The 15,689-nt window shown below is 66.0% G+C and carries 14 protein-coding genes; 7 read left to right on the forward strand and 7 right to left on the reverse strand.

Features of this window, described 5'->3' with window-relative positions; all coding sequences use genetic code 11:
* Window positions 1-4: 4 nt before the first annotated feature.
* Window positions 5-1,141, forward strand: a complete 1,137-nt coding sequence (gene dinB / locus ACZ1JY_RS12645) for a DNA polymerase IV (RefSeq protein WP_465129498.1) — start codon at window positions 5-7, stop codon at window positions 1,139-1,141.
* On the opposite strand, the gene ACZ1JY_RS12650 is transcribed toward dinB, so the two are convergent.
* The 5 genes from ACZ1JY_RS12650 to ACZ1JY_RS12670 form a co-directional block, all read right to left on the reverse strand.
* Window positions 1,120-1,605 carry an NUDIX hydrolase gene (locus tag ACZ1JY_RS12650; RefSeq protein WP_465129499.1) on the reverse strand — a complete coding sequence of 162 codons (486 nt, stop codon included), beginning with the start codon at window positions 1,603-1,605 and terminating at the stop codon, window positions 1,120-1,122. The two genes, dinB and ACZ1JY_RS12650, sit on opposite strands and share 22 nt — an antisense overlap.
* Window positions 1,606-1,646: 41 nt before the next feature.
* Complete coding sequence (locus ACZ1JY_RS12655; RefSeq protein WP_465129500.1) at window positions 1,647-2,939, reverse strand: cytochrome P450; 1,293 nt, start codon at window positions 2,937-2,939, stop codon at window positions 1,647-1,649.
* Between the two features lie 14 nt (window positions 2,940-2,953).
* Window positions 2,954-4,504, reverse strand: a complete 1,551-nt coding sequence (locus ACZ1JY_RS12660; protein WP_465129501.1) for an acyl-CoA synthetase — start codon at window positions 4,502-4,504, stop codon at window positions 2,954-2,956.
* A 158-nt stretch (window positions 4,505-4,662) separates the two neighbouring features.
* Entirely contained in the window at window positions 4,663-5,223 is a 561-nt protein-coding gene (locus ACZ1JY_RS12665) for a fasciclin domain-containing protein (protein WP_168903028.1), read from the reverse strand.
* Window positions 5,224-5,252: 29 nt separating this feature from the next.
* The gene (locus tag ACZ1JY_RS12670; RefSeq protein ID WP_465129502.1) at window positions 5,253-6,263 is read right to left on the reverse strand and encodes a hypothetical protein; all 1,011 of its coding nucleotides are present in this window, start codon (window positions 6,261-6,263) and stop codon (window positions 5,253-5,255) included.
* A gap of 74 nt (window positions 6,264-6,337) precedes the next feature.
* Between ACZ1JY_RS12670 and ACZ1JY_RS12675 the strand changes: the two genes are divergently transcribed.
* The 3 genes from ACZ1JY_RS12675 (at window position 6,338) to ACZ1JY_RS12685 (ending at window position 10,284) form a co-directional block, all read left to right on the forward strand.
* Window positions 6,338-7,021 (forward strand): spermidine synthase, encoded by a 684-nt coding sequence (locus ACZ1JY_RS12675; RefSeq protein ID WP_465129503.1) that lies wholly within the window; start codon window positions 6,338-6,340, stop codon window positions 7,019-7,021.
* A gap of 121 nt (window positions 7,022-7,142) precedes the next feature.
* The gene (locus ACZ1JY_RS12680; protein ID WP_168903025.1) at window positions 7,143-8,087 is read left to right on the forward strand and encodes a fumarylacetoacetate hydrolase family protein; all 945 of its coding nucleotides are present in this window, start codon (window positions 7,143-7,145) and stop codon (window positions 8,085-8,087) included.
* A 61-nt stretch (window positions 8,088-8,148) separates the two neighbouring features.
* Window positions 8,149-10,284, forward strand: a complete 2,136-nt coding sequence (locus ACZ1JY_RS12685; protein ID WP_465129504.1) for an acetate--CoA ligase family protein — start codon at window positions 8,149-8,151, stop codon at window positions 10,282-10,284.
* A 19-nt stretch (window positions 10,285-10,303) separates the two neighbouring features.
* Here the strand turns inward: ACZ1JY_RS12685 and ACZ1JY_RS12690 are convergent, their stop codons facing one another.
* The gene (locus tag ACZ1JY_RS12690; protein WP_465129505.1) at window positions 10,304-10,840 is read right to left on the reverse strand and encodes an adenine phosphoribosyltransferase; all 537 of its coding nucleotides are present in this window, start codon (window positions 10,838-10,840) and stop codon (window positions 10,304-10,306) included.
* 25 nt (window positions 10,841-10,865) lie between these two features.
* Window positions 10,866-11,510: an HAD-IA family hydrolase gene (locus ACZ1JY_RS12695; RefSeq protein WP_465129506.1), complete on the reverse strand. Its 645-nt coding sequence runs from the start codon at window positions 11,508-11,510 to the stop codon at window positions 10,866-10,868.
* 145 nt (window positions 11,511-11,655) lie between these two features.
* Between ACZ1JY_RS12695 and ACZ1JY_RS12700 the strand changes: the two genes are divergently transcribed.
* From ACZ1JY_RS12700 to ACZ1JY_RS12710, 3 genes are all read left to right on the forward strand, one after another.
* Window positions 11,656-12,435 (forward strand): universal stress protein, encoded by a 780-nt coding sequence (locus ACZ1JY_RS12700; RefSeq protein ID WP_118072457.1) that lies wholly within the window; start codon window positions 11,656-11,658, stop codon window positions 12,433-12,435.
* A 50-nt stretch (window positions 12,436-12,485) separates the two neighbouring features.
* Entirely contained in the window at window positions 12,486-12,965 is a 480-nt protein-coding gene (locus ACZ1JY_RS12705) for a COG3650 family protein (protein WP_465129507.1), read from the forward strand.
* A 394-nt stretch (window positions 12,966-13,359) separates the two neighbouring features.
* Window positions 13,360-15,678: a CDC48 family AAA ATPase gene (locus ACZ1JY_RS12710; protein ID WP_465129508.1), complete on the forward strand. Its 2,319-nt coding sequence runs from the start codon at window positions 13,360-13,362 to the stop codon at window positions 15,676-15,678.
* Window positions 15,679-15,689: the final 11 nt, after the last annotated feature.

Below are 15,689 nucleotides of genomic sequence, written 5' to 3' on the forward strand. Positions count from 1 at the left end.
CGCCATGGAACTTGCGCGAGACCATGACGAGCCTGACCGTCAGGCGATTGCCTTGCGCAAGATCATCCACGTCGACATGGACGCCTTCTTCGCCAGCGTCGAGCAGCGCGATGATCCCTCGATCCGGGGGCTGCCCGTGGCCGTCGGCGGATCGTCCGGGCGAGGCGTGGTGGCGGCAGCAAGCTACGAAGCGCGCAAGTTCGGGGTGCGCTCGGCCATGCCGTCGGCGCGGGCAGTGCAACTGTGTCCGGACCTGATCTTCAGGAAGCCGCGTTTCGATGTCTACAAGGCGGTGTCACAGCAGATCCGCAGCGTTTTCCTGCACTTCACGCCGCACGTGGAGCCGCTATCGCTGGACGAGGCCTACCTTGACGTGACCGACGACGTGCGCGGGATCGGGTCCGCGACGCGCATCGCCGAATTGATCCGCCAGCGCATAAAGGCCGAGACCGGGCTGACGGCCAGCGCCGGGGTGTCCTACAACAAGTTCCTCGCCAAGCTGGCCAGCGACCAGAACAAGCCCGATGGCCTGTGCGTGATCCGCCCCGGCGAGGGGGCGCAGTTCGTGGGCTCGCTGCCAGTGCGGCGATTTCACGGCATCGGGCCGCGCGGCGCGGAGAAGATGGCGAAGTTGGGGATCGAGACGGGGGCTGACCTGCGCGCCAAGGACCTCGCCTTCCTGCGCGCCAACTTCGGCAGTTCGGCGGACTATCTCTATCGCGCGGCGCGGGGGATTGACCTCAGGCAGGTCAAGGCGGACCGACCGCGCAAGTCGGTCGGCGGGGAGCGGACGTTCGAGCGGGACATCTCCTCAGGCCCCGCTCTGCGCGAGACGCTGGAGCGAATCATCGAAATCGTGTGGGAGCGGATTGCGCGCAGCGGAGCGACCGGGCGGACGATCACGCTGAAGATGAAGTTCAATGATTTCACGCCCTGCACGCGGGCCAGGTCCCTGCCACGCCCGATCGCCGGAAAGGCAGAGTTCTCAGCCCTCGCCCGCGATCTGCTCGATGCGCAACTGCCCCTGCCCAAGCCGATCCGGCTGATGGGCCTCACGCTTTCGGCGCTGGAGGGTGAAGAGGCCGAGGAAGGCGACGCAGGTGCTGCGCCCCCGGTGCTTCAGGCCGAACTGCCGTTCTGATCGGACAGCCAGCGCGCGATCATCTCGCGCACCGGACCGCTGGTGTTTGCAGGGAGCGCGCGGCCCGGAAAGAAGCGCGCTTCCTCGATCTCGCGGCCATCTGGGGCGGGCAGGTCTGCCGTGGTCCCCGCGACCAGTTCGATGGCGTTGGTCCAGCCCTTGCGGTCCAGCAAGACAGTGCCGAGGTGACGCGGCGCCGCAAGGCGGCAGCCGGTTTCCTCGAACAGTTCGCGTGATGCGGTCGCTTCCGGGCGCTCGTCACGGCCAAGCCCGCCGCCGGGCAGCATCCACGTGTCGCGCGCGTGGTAGCTGTGACGGACAAGCAGCACTTCGCCCGCAGCATTGGCCGCGATCACGTTGCAGCCACGCACCCGCTTGCGCGTGATACGCCAGTACCACAGCCGCGCGGCATGGGTGACACGCAGCACGGTGCGATGGAGTGGGCGGGGAAGGAAGTGCAGCACCAGCGCATTGTGGGGCCGGTGCTGCCGATTGTCACCTGCGCTTACGCCGCCTTCCAGCGCAGCGGCAGCGCCTTGTATCCGCCGACGAAAGTGGAGTTCACGCGGCGCGGGGCTCCTGCCAGTTCAAGGCTCTCCACCCGGTCGAGCAGCACATCGAGCAGGATGCGCATTTCGAGGCGGGCGAGGTGCAGGCCGAGGCATTGGTGCGAGCCTGCGCCGAAAGCGGCGTGCCGGTTGGCCGGGCGCGTGGCGTCGAACTTGCGCGGTTCGGGGAACTGCGCAGGATCGTGATTGGCTGCGACATAGTTGAGCATCAGCCAGTCGCCCTGCGCGATCTGCTGGCCGCCCAGCTCGGTGTCGCGCGCGGCGGTGCGCATGAAGTGCTGAACCGGCGTGGTCCAGCGGATCGCTTCCTCGACGATGCCGGGCAGCAGGCTGCGGTCCGCCTTGGCGCGGGCAAACAGGTCTGGATCGCGGGCCAGCGCCAGCACCGCGCCCGCCGAGGAGGCGGAAGTCGTATCATGCCCGGCGCTGGCGACGATGATGTAATAGCCGGCGGTATCGCGGTCGCTCATCGGTTCGCCATCGATCACGGCATTGGCGATCACCGTGGCGACGTCCTCGCCGGGGTTCTGGCGGCGCTCGGCGGCAAGCCCCGCGAAGTAGCGTTCGAATTCCGCCACGGCGCCGGCGACGATCTGGCTGATCTGTTCGGGCGGCAAGTTCTTGAGTCCGGACTTGTTCAAGTCCTCGTCCTGCCCGCCGAACATCTGCTGGGTCAGGAACAGCATCTTCGGCTCGTCCTCTGGCGGCACGCCGAGGATCTGCATGACGACATGGAGCGGATAGGGCGCGGCGACGAGCGGGATGAAGTCGCCCTCTTCGCCCGCCGCCAGCATCCGGTCGATCGATTCACTGGCGATCTTGCGGATCTCGCCATCCAGTTTCGACAGGTTCTTGGGCATGAACCAGTCCTGCGTCAGGCGGCGCAGCTTGGGGTGTTTGGGCGCATCCATGGCCACCAGCGAATCCACCAGATGCGGACTGCCCCCGGTGATCGAGCGGGCCAGCATGTCTCCGACGCGCAGGGTGAAGACGGCCGACTTGGGCCGGTTGAGGAAAGTCGCGTTGTCCTTGCTGACCTTCATCACTTCGTCGAAGCCCGAAACCAGCCAGAACGGTTCGTGCTCGTCCTGGGGCGCAACGACGCGGGCAACCGGCGCCGAAGCGCGAAGGGCATCGAACTGGTCGAGCAGCGGGTCCCACGTGCCGTAGGACTTGGGGTCGATGACGGCGCGGCCCACTTCGGCCGGAACCACCGGAACGCTTGCCATTGTCGTGTCCTCCCTCAGACCGTGGCCGCTTGCGCGGCTTCCCAGGCCTGCTTGTACTCATCGCGCAGCAGGCGCTTGAACAGCTTGCCGGTAGGTTCGCGCGGCAACTCCTCGCGGAAGTCGATCTGGCGGGGCATTTTCACGCGCGAAAGCTGCGGATTGAGCCACTCGGTCAGCTCGGCCGCAAGCGCCGGGCCAGCCTCGGCCATGTCGCGCGGCTGGACGACCGCAACGACTTTCTCGCCCATGTCCGGATCGGGCGCGCCGATCACGGCAACGTCGGCCACCTTCGGGTGCGTGACCAGCAGGTTCTCGATCTCCTGCGGGTAGATGTTCACGCCGCCCGAGATGATCATGAAGCTCTTGCGGTCGGTCAGGAACAGGTAGCCGTCCTCGTCAACCCAGCCCACGTCGCCAAGGCTGGTCCAGCCGTGCTTGTTGGTGGCGTCGCGGGTCTTGTCGGGATCGTTGTGGTAGCTGAACGGGCTGCCGCCTTCGAAGAACACCTGGCCTTCCGTGCGCGGCGGCACCTCGTCGCCCTCTTCGTTGCAGATCCGGATCGTGCCGAGCAGGGCGCGACCGACCGAGCCGGGGCGTTGCAGCCATTCCTCGCTGGCGATGAAGGTGAAACCGTTGCCTTCGGTGCCCGCGTAGTATTCCCGCAACGCCGGACCCCACCATTCGATCATCGCCTGCTTGACCGGCACCGGGCAGGGCGCAGCGGCATGGATCGCGCACTTGAGGCTGGAGGTATCGTACTTCGTGCGGACGTCCTCGGGCAGCTTGAGCATGCGCACGAAATGCGTCGGCACCCACTGGCTGTCGGTGACCTTGTACTTCTCGATCAGTTCCAGCGCGTGCTCGGGATCGAACTTCTCCATCGCGACGACCGTGCCGCCCATGCGGTGGATGGTCATCGACCAGCGCAGCGGCGCAGCGTGGTAGAGCGGCGCGGGCGAGAGATAGACGGCATCTCCTGTGATGCCGAAGGCTTGGGAGGCGATGCCGATCAGCGAGTTGACCGCGCCGATCTCCGGGTCCTCGGGCAGGGGAATGCGCACGCCCTTGGGCTTGCCGGTGGTGCCCGAGGAATAGAGCATGTCGCACCCGGCGCGCTCGTCAGCGATGGGGGTGGCAGGCTGTGCGGCGAGCGCGGCGTCGAGCGAAAGCGGGCCTTGCGTATCGAAGCGCAGTTGCGGCACGTCAGGGGCAAGCTTCGCCACTTCGTCAAGCACCGGCGCGGTATAGGCCGAACCGATCAGGAGGCGGGTGCCGCTATCGTGCGCGATATAGGCAATCTCGGGCGCGGCGAGGCGGCACGAGACTGCGACGTAGACAAGGCCAGCCCGCTGCGCCCCCCAGGCCAGCGCGAAGAAATCGGCACGATTTTCCAGGCACAGCGCAATGGTATCGCCGATCCGGAGCCCGCGCGAGCGCAACAGCTGCGCGAACTGGTTCGATTTGGCTTCCAGCTGCGCATAAGTGACCACTTCGCCGCTGCCACCCATGATCACGGCGGCGCGATCGGGATTGCGGGCGGCATGATACTTGGGGTGGAAATGCACCGGCCTGTTCCTCTCGCATCTGGCGGACTCAGGCCGCCATTTGCGAGGGAGCTTAACCGATCAGTTAAAGGGTGCAACCGTGATCTGTTCGTCCAGTTGCACCGCCTTGTCGCAATTCTTGCCCGATCCTTTCACGGCGGAATGATCCGCCAAGGCCGTTACTGCGGCGCGGGCAGGACGCGGTCGATCGGATAGATCACGCCGTTGCGCGCGACGATCGGCTCGCCCACCAGCTTGGGCGCGTCGTCTCCGCTGCCAAGGCGGATGGTATCGCCGCTGCGGGTGAGCGTGAGCGGCTGCCCGCCAAGGCTGGCAAGGCGCACCGTGCCGTTGGCGCGCTCGATGCCCTGGTCAAGATCGGCCCGCGCGACGTAGCCGGGAGAGAGGTGCTGGCTCACAAGCGCAAGGAGCTGCACCTTGCCGTCCTCGCTTTCCAGCGCCTTGCGGTCGGCCTCGGGCAGGGCCGCGATCGCCTCGTTGGTCGGCGCGAACAGGGTGTAGCTGCCGACGCCTTCGAACGTCTTCTCGAGCCCCGCCGCCTTCACCAGCTTGGCCGATTCCGAAAGATCACTGCTGTCGTCCAAGGCGTCGAACAGGTCCTTGCTCGACGCCTCGGCAACCGCCCCGCTGCCCTTGGCCTCGGGCACGTCGCTCTTTCCGCACCCGGCAAGGGCGAGCGCGACCGCCAGCACGGTCCCCATCATTGTATGGCGCACCATGGAAATCCCCTTTTGTTTTCGAGTGCAGGTCAGGCGATCAGTTCGATCACGGCGCGGACCAGCTGTGTGGTCGGGTCGACTTCGTAGACATAACCGTCGCTGTAGCGATACCAGCTGTCGGGCGTGTCTGCGTAGCGGCCGCGCCAGTCAGGCGGCACGTTGTAGAAGTCATAGCCTGCGGGCATCGGCTGGCCCACTGCCCACGGATCACCCGTCAGCAGGGCGGCAATGCCTTCGATCACGTTGGACTGCGGATTGACCTCGAAGATCGCGTTCTGCGCGTAGCGATAGTCATAGCCGTCGCGGAAGCCGTAATAGCGGTCGTAATAGCTGGGCACGGCATAGTCGTTGTACTGCGTCGGCCAGACCTGCCCGCCAAACAGGGCGCCGCCGAGCAGGGGCACGAGGCCCGAAACCAGCCCGCCATCGCCCACGCGGTACATATAACCGTTGCCGTAGCGCCAATCGTAATCATTGCCGAGGTAGCGCACCGGATACCAGTCTCCCCAACTACGCGGGGCCTGAATCTGGCGAGCCTGGCCCGGAGGCAGGCAGCCGTTGTTCTTCTTGGCAAGGCCGGGAGGGCAATCGCTCGCAACCGGAATCAGGAAGCGGCTGTCGTCGTAACGATAGCGGCCGTCCTGCCACTGGCGGCTTGCCACGCGGATGACGTTGCGGTCGTCCCCGCGCTCAACGCGATCAACCCGATCTTCAGGGCCGCGGCTGGCCTGGCGTTCGACCTTGTCGAAGCCCTTCGCACTGTTGTCGCGGTCCGGGCCCTTGCCGGGGTTCTTGTCATCGTTGCCGCGCATGGCCTGCTGGGGCGTCTGCCGCGCGTCGTTGCCGCGGGGTTTGTCGGGGCGCATCTCGGCGCGCTTGTCGGGACCCTTGGCCTTGTCGGGGCCTTTCTGGCCGCCGCGATCCATCTTCTCGGCCTTGGTTGGGCCGCCGCCGCCCTTGCCGTTCCCATTGCCCTGGGCGAGGGCCGGGACGCTGGCCGCGAGGGCGGCGACACCGGCCATGAGCATCATCTTGCGCATCGTGGTTCTCCGAATCCGTCGGATCAAGCAACGTGCGCCTTGTCGCTGCGGTTCCCGCAGACTAGGGCGGGGCCATGATAGCACGCGAACTTCTCGGCACCGCGCCGGTGCCCGATGGCGAAGAGCTGAAGCTCTACAAGCACGACCGCGATTTCATGATCGTGCTCGGCCACAACGAACTGATGAGCACGCGGCAGAACGGTTCGGAGATCGCGCTGGCGGTGCAGAGCATCGCCCGGATCGCCAAGGCGCAGCGGCCCGCGATGCTGATTGGCGGCTATGGCATGGGCTTTACCTTGCGCGCCGCGCTGGAGAAGCTGCCGGCCGACGCGCACGTGACCGTGGCCGAGCTGGTGCCCGAGATCATCCAGTGGGCCAAGGGCCCGATGGCAGAGCTCGAAGCCGGTTGCCTCGACGATCCGCGCGTGCGGCTGGTCATGACTGACGTGGCCGACGTTATCTCCGCCAATGCGCTGTCGGTGGGCGGCACGGGATATGATGCGATCCTGCTTGATGTCGATAACGGGCCGGACGGGCTGGTGCGCACCAAGAACAACCGGCTCTACACGATGCGCGGGTTGCGCACTGCGATGGACGCCCTGCGCCCCGGCGGCGTGCTGGCGATCTGGTCGGCGGCTAAGGATGCCAATTTTACCCAGCGTCTCAAGGCGGCAGGGTTCAATGTCGATGAAGTGGAAGTGCGCGCGCGGACCAATGGCAAGGGCGCAAAGCACGTGATCTGGTTTGCCAGCGTTTGAGAGCAATCGCCAATAAGGCACGATGCATTCACGGCGTGGATACCGGGCAATAAATACCATTCCTTTGCTGTCTCGCCGCGCGCGGACTAGGCGTCAGGCAAGACAGCATCGGGAGAATGACATGCGCCTTGCCACAATCGACAACGGTACTCGTGACGGGCGGCTGATCGTCGTCTCGCAACAGGGCGATGCCTTCGCCTATGCTCCCGCTACCACCTTGCAGGAACTGGTCGAGGGCTGGGAAGCACTCGCTCCGGCATTGCAGGCCATCGCCGAATTTCCCGAAACACTGGGCGAGGCCAAGCTCCTCGCGCCGCTGCCGCGTGCGTGGCAATGGCTCGATGGTTCGGCGTTCCAGAGCCATGGCGACCTGATGGACGCGGTGCTCGGCATCACCAAGCCCAAGACCGACGTGCCGCTGATGTACCAGGGCATGTCCGATACCTTCATGGCCACCGGCACGGAAGCGCGCTTCCCGTCTACCGACCTGGGCATCGATTTCGAGGGCGAGTTCGGCGTGATCGTCGATGCAGTGCCAATGGGCACGAGTGCTGCCGAAGCGATGAAGCACATCCGCCTTGTCGTGCAGATCAACGACTGGTCGCTGCGCACGCTCGCCGGGCCGGAAATGAAAACCGGCTTCGGCTGGGTCGGCGCCAAGCCGGCCTGCGCGATGGCGCCCTTTGCCGTGACGCCCGATGACCTCGGCGATGCATGGAAGGACGGGCGTGTCTGCCTCGACCTGCTGGTTGACTGGAACGACAAGCGCTTCGGCGCGGCCAATGGCCACGCCATGGGCTATGGCTTCCATGAACTCGTCGCCCACGCGGCGCGCACGCGCGATCTGGTGGCGGGCACGGTGATCGGATCGGGCACGGTCTCCAATGCAAACTTCCGCGAGATCGGCTCGTCCTGCATTGCCGAGCGGCGCGGGATCGAAGTGCTGGACGAGGGCGAACCGAAGACCGCATTCATGGCCTTTGGCGATACCGTGCGGATGGAAGCGGTCGACGCTTCGGGCCGCGCCCCGTTTGGCGTCCTGCACCAAAGGGTCGTGCAAGCCTGAAGCAGCCCACTTGCCGTCCTTCCGATAATTGTTATAGCGCATAGCGAAATCGGAGGATGCCATGGCCGTTGTTGCGAGTCTGTCCCAAAGTGCGTTGGCCCACGCTGCGCTTGATCGTTTCCTGCGCCCGAAGTCCGTTGCCGTCGTTGGCGCATCGGACAAGCCCGGCGCGCTTGGCGCGACGCTGCTGACCAACCTCGACCGCAACGGCTATGCCGGCGCGGTCTATCCGGTGAACCCCAAGCGCGACGAGATCATGGGCAAGCGCTGCTACGCTTCGGTCGATGCGCTGCCCGAAGGCGTGGACGTGGCCGTGCTGGCGATCCCGCGCGCGGGCGTGCTCGATGCGGTTAAGGGTCTGGCGGCGCGCAAGTGCGGCGGCGTGGTGATCTTCTCCGCGGGCTTTGCCGAGGGCGGCGAGGAAGGCCTTGCCGAACAGCGCGAAATTGCGCGTATCGCGCATGAGGCGGGCATGGTCGTCGAAGGGCCGAACTGCCTGGGCCTCGTCAACTATGTCGATCGCATTCCGCTGACCTTCGTCGAAACCAACGCCGTGCCGCCGGCGGGCAAGCGGGCGATCGGCATCGTCTCGCAATCGGGCGCGATGGCGGCTGTGCTGGGCACGATGCTGCTCGCGCGGGATGCGGGCGTGTCCTACTCGGTCTCGACCGGGAACGAGGCGGCCAGCGGGGTCGAGGATTACGTCGACTGGCTGGTCGATCAGGACGACACGCACGTGATCGCCATGATCGTCGAACAGTTCCGCAAGCCGCAGGCGTTCCTCGCCGCGGCGCGGCGGGCAAAGGCAGCCGGCAAGCCGGTGGTCCTGCTCCACCCGGGCAAGTCGAGTGCGGCACGCGAATCGGCCGCCACGCACACCGGCGCCATGGCGGGCGACTACAAGCTGATGCGGGCCATGGTCGCACGCGCCGGCGTGATCTTTGCCGAAACGCTCGAAGAACTGGGCGACATTGCCGAGATCGCGGTGCGTTGTGCGGCGCTGCCTTCGGGCAAGACGGCGGTGCTGGGCGAATCCGGCGCGTTCAAGGCGCTGACGCTCGACCTCGCCGAAGAGCTCGACCTGCCGCTGGCCGATCTGCACGACGAGGATTCGCCGCTGCTGCGCGCCGCGCTGCCGCCGTTCGTGCCGGTCTCCAACCCGCTCGACATCACCGCGCAGGGGCTTTCGGAGCCCGCGATCTACACCCGCTGCATCGAGGCGCTGCTTGACGACGACCGCGTCGGTACGGTCTTCGCCGGGATCATCCAGGCCGAACCCATCACCTGCAAGATCAAGTTCCCGCCGATCCTTGCCGCGGTCGAGGGCCGCACGCTCAACAAGCCGGTGATCTTCGCCGGGCTCGACGAAGGCGCCGAGGTCCCGGCCGAGCGCATCGCCGCGCTGCGGGCGGCAGGCATTCCGTGGTTCCCCACCACCGAACGCGCACTGCGTGCCGTGACCCGATTGACGCACTGGTCCGCTCAGGACCTTTCCGCCAACGATCTTCCCCCAACGCCACTGCCCGGCCTCGCCGATGTTCATGGCGTGATCCCGGAATACAAGTCCAAGGAACTGCTCGGTCCGCTGGGCGTGAGCTTCCCCAAGGGCGGCTTTGCCGACAGCGCCGATGCCGCGGTCGCCGCTGCCGATGCCGTCGGCTATCCGGTGGCGATGAAGGCGCAGGCGGCAGCCCTCGGCCACAAGAGCGATGCCGGCGGCGTGATCCTCAACCTCGCCGATGCCGCTGCGGTGCGCGAGGCATGGGACCGCATCCACGCCAATGTCGCCGCCTATTCCGCGTCGATCCGCCTGGACGGCGTGCTGATCGAAGCGATGGGCAAGCGCGGCATGGAGATGATCGTCGGCGCAAAGAACGATCCCGAATGGGGCCCGGTCGTGCTCGCAGGCTTCGGCGGCGTGACCGCGGAAATCCTGCAAGACGTGCGCCTGCTGACCGCCGACCTGACGCAAGCGGCGGTCGAGGCCGAACTGATGAAGCTCAAGAGCGCCGCGCTGCTCAGCGGCTACCGTGGCTCGCCCGCTTTGGATGTGCCCGCGCTCGCTGCACTGATCGTCAAGGTCGGCCAAGTCCTGCGCGCCGAACCCTCGATCCGCGAGATCGACCTCAACCCGGTGATCCTGCATCCCCAAGGCGAGGGCGTGGTGGCGCTCGATGCGCTGATGCTGGTGGAGTGAGTGGCGCTTCCGGGGCGCTTCAGTGCCCCGGGAAGTCCATCAGCGCCTCTACTGTTAGCCCAGCGTCGCGCAGGCGGGCGGCGCCGTGGAGGTCTGGCAGGTCGATCGCGAAGAGGGCGTGGGTCACGCTGGCGCCTGCCGAGCGCAGGAGTTCCGTGGCGGCAAGGGCGGTGCCGCCGGTGGCGATGAGGTCGTCGATGATGACCACGCGCTGGCCTTGCGCAATGGCAGTGGGGTCTATTTCGAGGCGGTCGCGGCCGTATTCCAGCGCGTAGTCGATGCCGATGGTCTCGACCGGGAGCTTGCCGGGTTTGCGCACCGGCACGAAGCCGAGGCCCATGTGCGCCGCAACCGCAGCACCGAAGATGAAGCCGCGCGCTTCCATCCCGGCGATGGCCTCGGCACCTGCGTCCTGCGCCATCCGCGCCAGGTGGCCGATGCTGGCGGCAAGCCCGGCGCCATGCGAGATCAGCGTGGTGATGTCGCGGAACAGGATGCCGGGTGCGGGAAAGTCCGGCACGGTGCGGACGAGGGCCTTGAGTTCTACGGGTGTCATGCCTTCAACCTAGCCGCGCTGCGCCTCAAAAGGAAAGGCCGAGAACCTGCCCGAGATCGGCCAGCGCCTGTTCGCCGCTGGTCACCTTGATCGCCTGCATCCCCAGCGCGGCGGCCGGTTTGCAGTTGATGCCGAGGTCGTCGAGGTAGACGCATTGCGCCGGCGCAAGGCCGAGCGCTTCGCACATCATCAGGTAGATGCGCGGGTCGGGCTTGCGCACGCCCGCCTTGCTGCTTTCGATGACGTGTTCGAAGCGGGCGAAGATCTGCTCCATCTCGTCATGTGCATCGGCGCTGCGGGCCATTCCGGCGCCGTGGCCGGCAGGCACGTTGTTGGTGATGCAGCCCAGCCGAAAGCCTTCTGCCTTCAGCCGGTCGAGCGCCGACACCATCGCCGGACGCACCGCGCCTGCCAGCACGGCGAGGACGGACGCGCCGTCGAGTTCATGGCCAAGCGCGCGGGCTTCCTCGGCAAAGCGCCGGTCGAACTCGGCGCTGTCTATCTCGGCGCGTTCGAACAACGCCCAGGCGTTGGTATCGCCGTTGCGGGCGTTGACGGAGCGGACGAAGTCCTGCGGCAGGCCCCGTTCCGCTTCAAGCCGGTTGAACGCCTCGAACGGGGAGGAGGTGATCACTCCGCCGAAATCGAAAATCACCGCTGCGTAAGCCATCCTGCCTCCCTTTATGCCGGAGCAGCCTTAACCGATCGGTGAAATCGAACAAGACCATCGGATTTTTCCTCCATTTTGATGTGGATCATCGTAACCTGGCAGCGGCGGGGGCAGGCTTTTTCCATTGAAGGACAGGAGGATCCCGATGCGCTCCATTCTTTGCCCCGTCGAAAAGTCCGAAACCCTGAACGACCGCGTTGAAACCGCGCTGGCGCTGGCCCGCGAGACCGGAGGGCACGTCACCTTCGTCATCGCGACTCCGTTCGCGCAAATGGCGGCGTGGGAGCCGTTCGGCGGTGCCGCCATTTCCGCTGCCGCAATCAACGAGGCGCGCGAGGCCGACGAGGCCTTTGCGCGCGAACTCGATGCCCGGCTGGCCCCGCAGGACGTGGCCTTTGATGTCACCATCGACGACAACGGCCGGGTGGAAGCCGCCGCTGCCGCCGCGCGCTTTGCCGACCTGATCGTGGCCACTCTCGACGATCCGAGCATCGAGGAACTGGTGCTTGGCGTGCGCAGCCCCGTGCTGGCGGTGCCGCGCGGAGTGCCAATGCTCGATTTTGCGGCACCGGCGCTCATCGCTTGGGACGGCGGGCACGAATCCGCCAACGCCCTGCGCGCAGCCTTGCCGTTCCTGGCCATGGCAAAGTCTGTGCACATCCTCACCGTGCGGGAGAAGGATGACACTTTCCCGGCGGTCGATGCGGCCTGCTATCTTTCGCGCCACGGAATCCATGCCGAAGTGCACGAACAGGAGCGCAACGGCTCGATCGCGTTCACGATCGAGGAATGCGCTCGCAGTCTCGGGGCCGGTCTCGTCGTCATGGGCCTGTTCGGACATAGCCGCCTTCGCGAACTGCTGATGGGCGGCGTGTCGCGCGATATGCTCGACCGGTCGCAGATACCGCTGCTGCTGGCGCATTGACGACTGGGCCGCGGTTGCGCCGCGGCCTGAGTGCGGGCCAGAGTGCGGACATGAAAACCACCCGCTCGCTGTCCGCGCTCGCCCTGCTGGTCACTATGTCGCTTGGTGCCTGCTCCCCGCAGCCGGCAAGCGGACCGACCAGCGCGGCGAGTGAAAGTGCAGTCGCAGCCAATTCTGAAACCACAGCCCCTGCAGAGCCGCCTGCGCTCGTGGCCACCGAAGCTGCGGCTGCGGCTCCGGCGCCGGTTCCACCTTCTTTTCGCGCTATTGGTACCGAGCCGTTCTGGTCTGCGCGGGTTGAAGCCGACAAGCTCTCATGGTCGACGCCCGAGCAGCCCGAAGGCCTGACCGTGCCGGTGAAGCGCCAGGATATTGCCGGAAAGGCGATACTTTCAGGCGAGGTTGGGGGAAAGGCGCTGGTGCTTGAGGTTAGTGCCGGGTCATGCTCCGACGGCATGTCGGACACAGTCTATCCCCTCACCGTGGTCCGGCGAATCGGCAACGACACCCAGCGCGGCTGCGCGCGCTGAACCTATCCAAATCACGCTTGTGCGCTGCACAACGGAGATTCACCAGGCACGGGTGCAAACAATTGCGAACGGAACGATCCGGTATCGTTGCGTATGTAACGACTGCAAAATCCCTGCTAAACAGCGACTTATCGAGTAAATTGCAAAAACTGCAACCAAATCAGACCATTTCGCAATTGCACAATTCTGGTGTGCAATGCATACAGATCCTGCCTTTCAGGCATCCTCTCCCAAAACTTTCCGACCCGGCGGGCAACTGCCGGGTCTTTTTTTGCCCGCATTCCGGGCGGCTCCACGCATCTCGCAACCTTCGCAGCCCTCCCGCGTTTGAAATCCTGATCGCCGGTTCCCACATCGGAACTTGTCGATAGCTCAAGGGGATTTCAAAAAGCTCATGGCAGATGCGGCAACCGAAGCCCGGACCGATGCGCGCACCGTGCGCCTTCAGGTTGCGGGTGCTCGTCAGGAAGAAAGCGGCCACGGCATTGCCCGCATCAGTCGGCACGTGATGTCGCAGCTGGGCGTGACCGAAGGCGACGTCATCGAGATCGTCGGCAAGCGCTCCACCGCGGCGCGGGTTATCCAGCCCTATCCCGAGGACGAGGGTCTGGAACTGATCCGCCTCGATGGCCTCCAGCGCGCCAATGCCGATGTCGGCTCGGGTGAGCACGTGGAAGTGCGCAAGATCGATTCGCGGCCTGCGCAGCGTGTGGTCTTCGCGCCCGCGCAAAAGGAACTGCGCCTGCAAGGACCGGCCGTGGCGTTGAAGCGCAACTTTGCCGGGCGTCCGCTGGTGACCGGCGATCTGGTGGCGACCGCCGGGCAGCAGCAGGTCAACCGCACCGACATGCCGCCACAGCTGCGCCAGATGCTCAATGCGCCTGCCTTCGCGCTGACCCAGATCCGCCTGACCGTGGTCTCGACCAGCCCCAAGGGCGTGGTCCACATCGACGAGAACACCGAAGTCGAACTGCGGCCCGAATATGAGGAGCCGCGTTCGAGCCGCGCCGACGTCAACTATGACGACGTTGGTGGCATGGGCGATACCATCCGCCAGCTGCGCGAGATGGTCGAATTACCGCTGCGCTATCCCGAACTGTTCACGCGTCTAGGCGTCGATCCGCCCAAGGGGGTGTTGCTGCATGGCCCGCCGGGCACCGGCAAGACGCGGCTTGCCCGCGCCGTTGCCAATGAAAGCGACGCCTCGTTCTTCACCATCAACGGTCCCGAAATCATGGGTTCGGCCTATGGCGAGAGCGAGAAGCGCCTGCGCGAGGTGTTCGAGGAGGCGACCCGCAACGCGCCGTCCATTGTCTTCATCGACGAGATCGATTCGATCGCGCCCAAGCGCAGCGAGGTTCATGGCGAGGCGGAGAAGCGGCTGGTTGCGCAGTTGCTGACGCTGATGGACGGGCTGCATAGCCGCTCCAACCTCGTCGTGATCGCTGCAACCAATCGCCCCGACGCGATTGACGAGGCGCTGCGCCGTCCCGGCCGGTTCGACCGCGAGATCGTCGTCGGCGTGCCCGACGAAAGTGGTCGCCGCGAGATCATCGGCATCCATACCCGCGGCATGCCGCTGGCCGAGGATGTCGATCTGCAGGAACTGGCCCGCACGACGCACGGCTTTGTCGGCGCCGACCTTGCCGCCCTGTCGCGCGAGGCGGCGATCGAGGCGGTGCGCCGGATCATGCCGCAGCTCGATTTCGAGCAGCAGACGATCCCGCAGGACGTGCTCGACAACCTGCGCGTGGAGCGCGATGACTTCCTGCAGGCATTGAAGCGCGTGCAGCCATCGGCGATGCGCGAAGTCATGGTGCAGGCGCCGACCATCGGCTGGGCCGACATCGGCGGGCTCGATGATGCGCAGGACAAGCTGCGCGAAGGCGTGGAATTGCCCCTGAAGAACCCCGAGGCCTTCCACCGCCTCGGCATCCGTCCGGCCAAGGGCTTCCTGCTCTATGGTCCGCCCGGCACCGGCAAGACCCTGCTGGCCAAGGCCGTGGCGAAGGAGGCAGAAGCCAACTTCATCGCGATCAAGTCGTCCGACCTGCTCAGCAAGTGGTACGGCGAGAGCGAGCAGCAGATTGCCCGGCTCTTTGCGCGCGCGCGACAGGTCGCGCCCTGCGTCGTGTTCATCGACGAGATCGACAGCCTCGTTCCGGCACGCGGCAGCGGGCAGGGCGAACCGAACGTGACGGCGCGGGTGGTCAACACCATCCTTGCCGAAATGGACGGGCTGGAGGAACTGCAGTCGGTGGTGCTGATCGGTGCGACCAACCGGCCGAACCTGGTCGACCCGGCGCTGCTGCGCCCCGGCCGCTTCGACGAGCTGATATACGTCGGCACGCCGAGCGTCGCGGGCCGCGAGCACATCCTTGGCATCCACACCCGCAACATGCCGCTGGCAGGCGATGTGGACCTCGGGCGGATCGCACAGGCGACCGAGCGCTTTACCGGTGCCGATCTCGAAGACGTGGTGCGCCGCGCTGGCCTGAACGCCATTCGCCGCGCGGGCGGCAATGTCGATCAGGTCACTGCGGAGGACTTTGCGGGTGCGCTTGATGCCTCACGCGCAACGGTGACCGAGCAGATGGAGGAAGAGTACGGCCGGATGAAGGGCGAGCTCAAGAAGCGCGCGATGAATCCGGGGCCGCTGGGCTTCATCACTCCGGGCATGGTCACGCCCTTGCGCGAATCCAAGCACGGCTGACGGCAACGCGG

The sequence above is a fragment of the Novosphingobium sp. BL-A-41-Hi4B-X5A genome, from assembly GCF_055521705.1.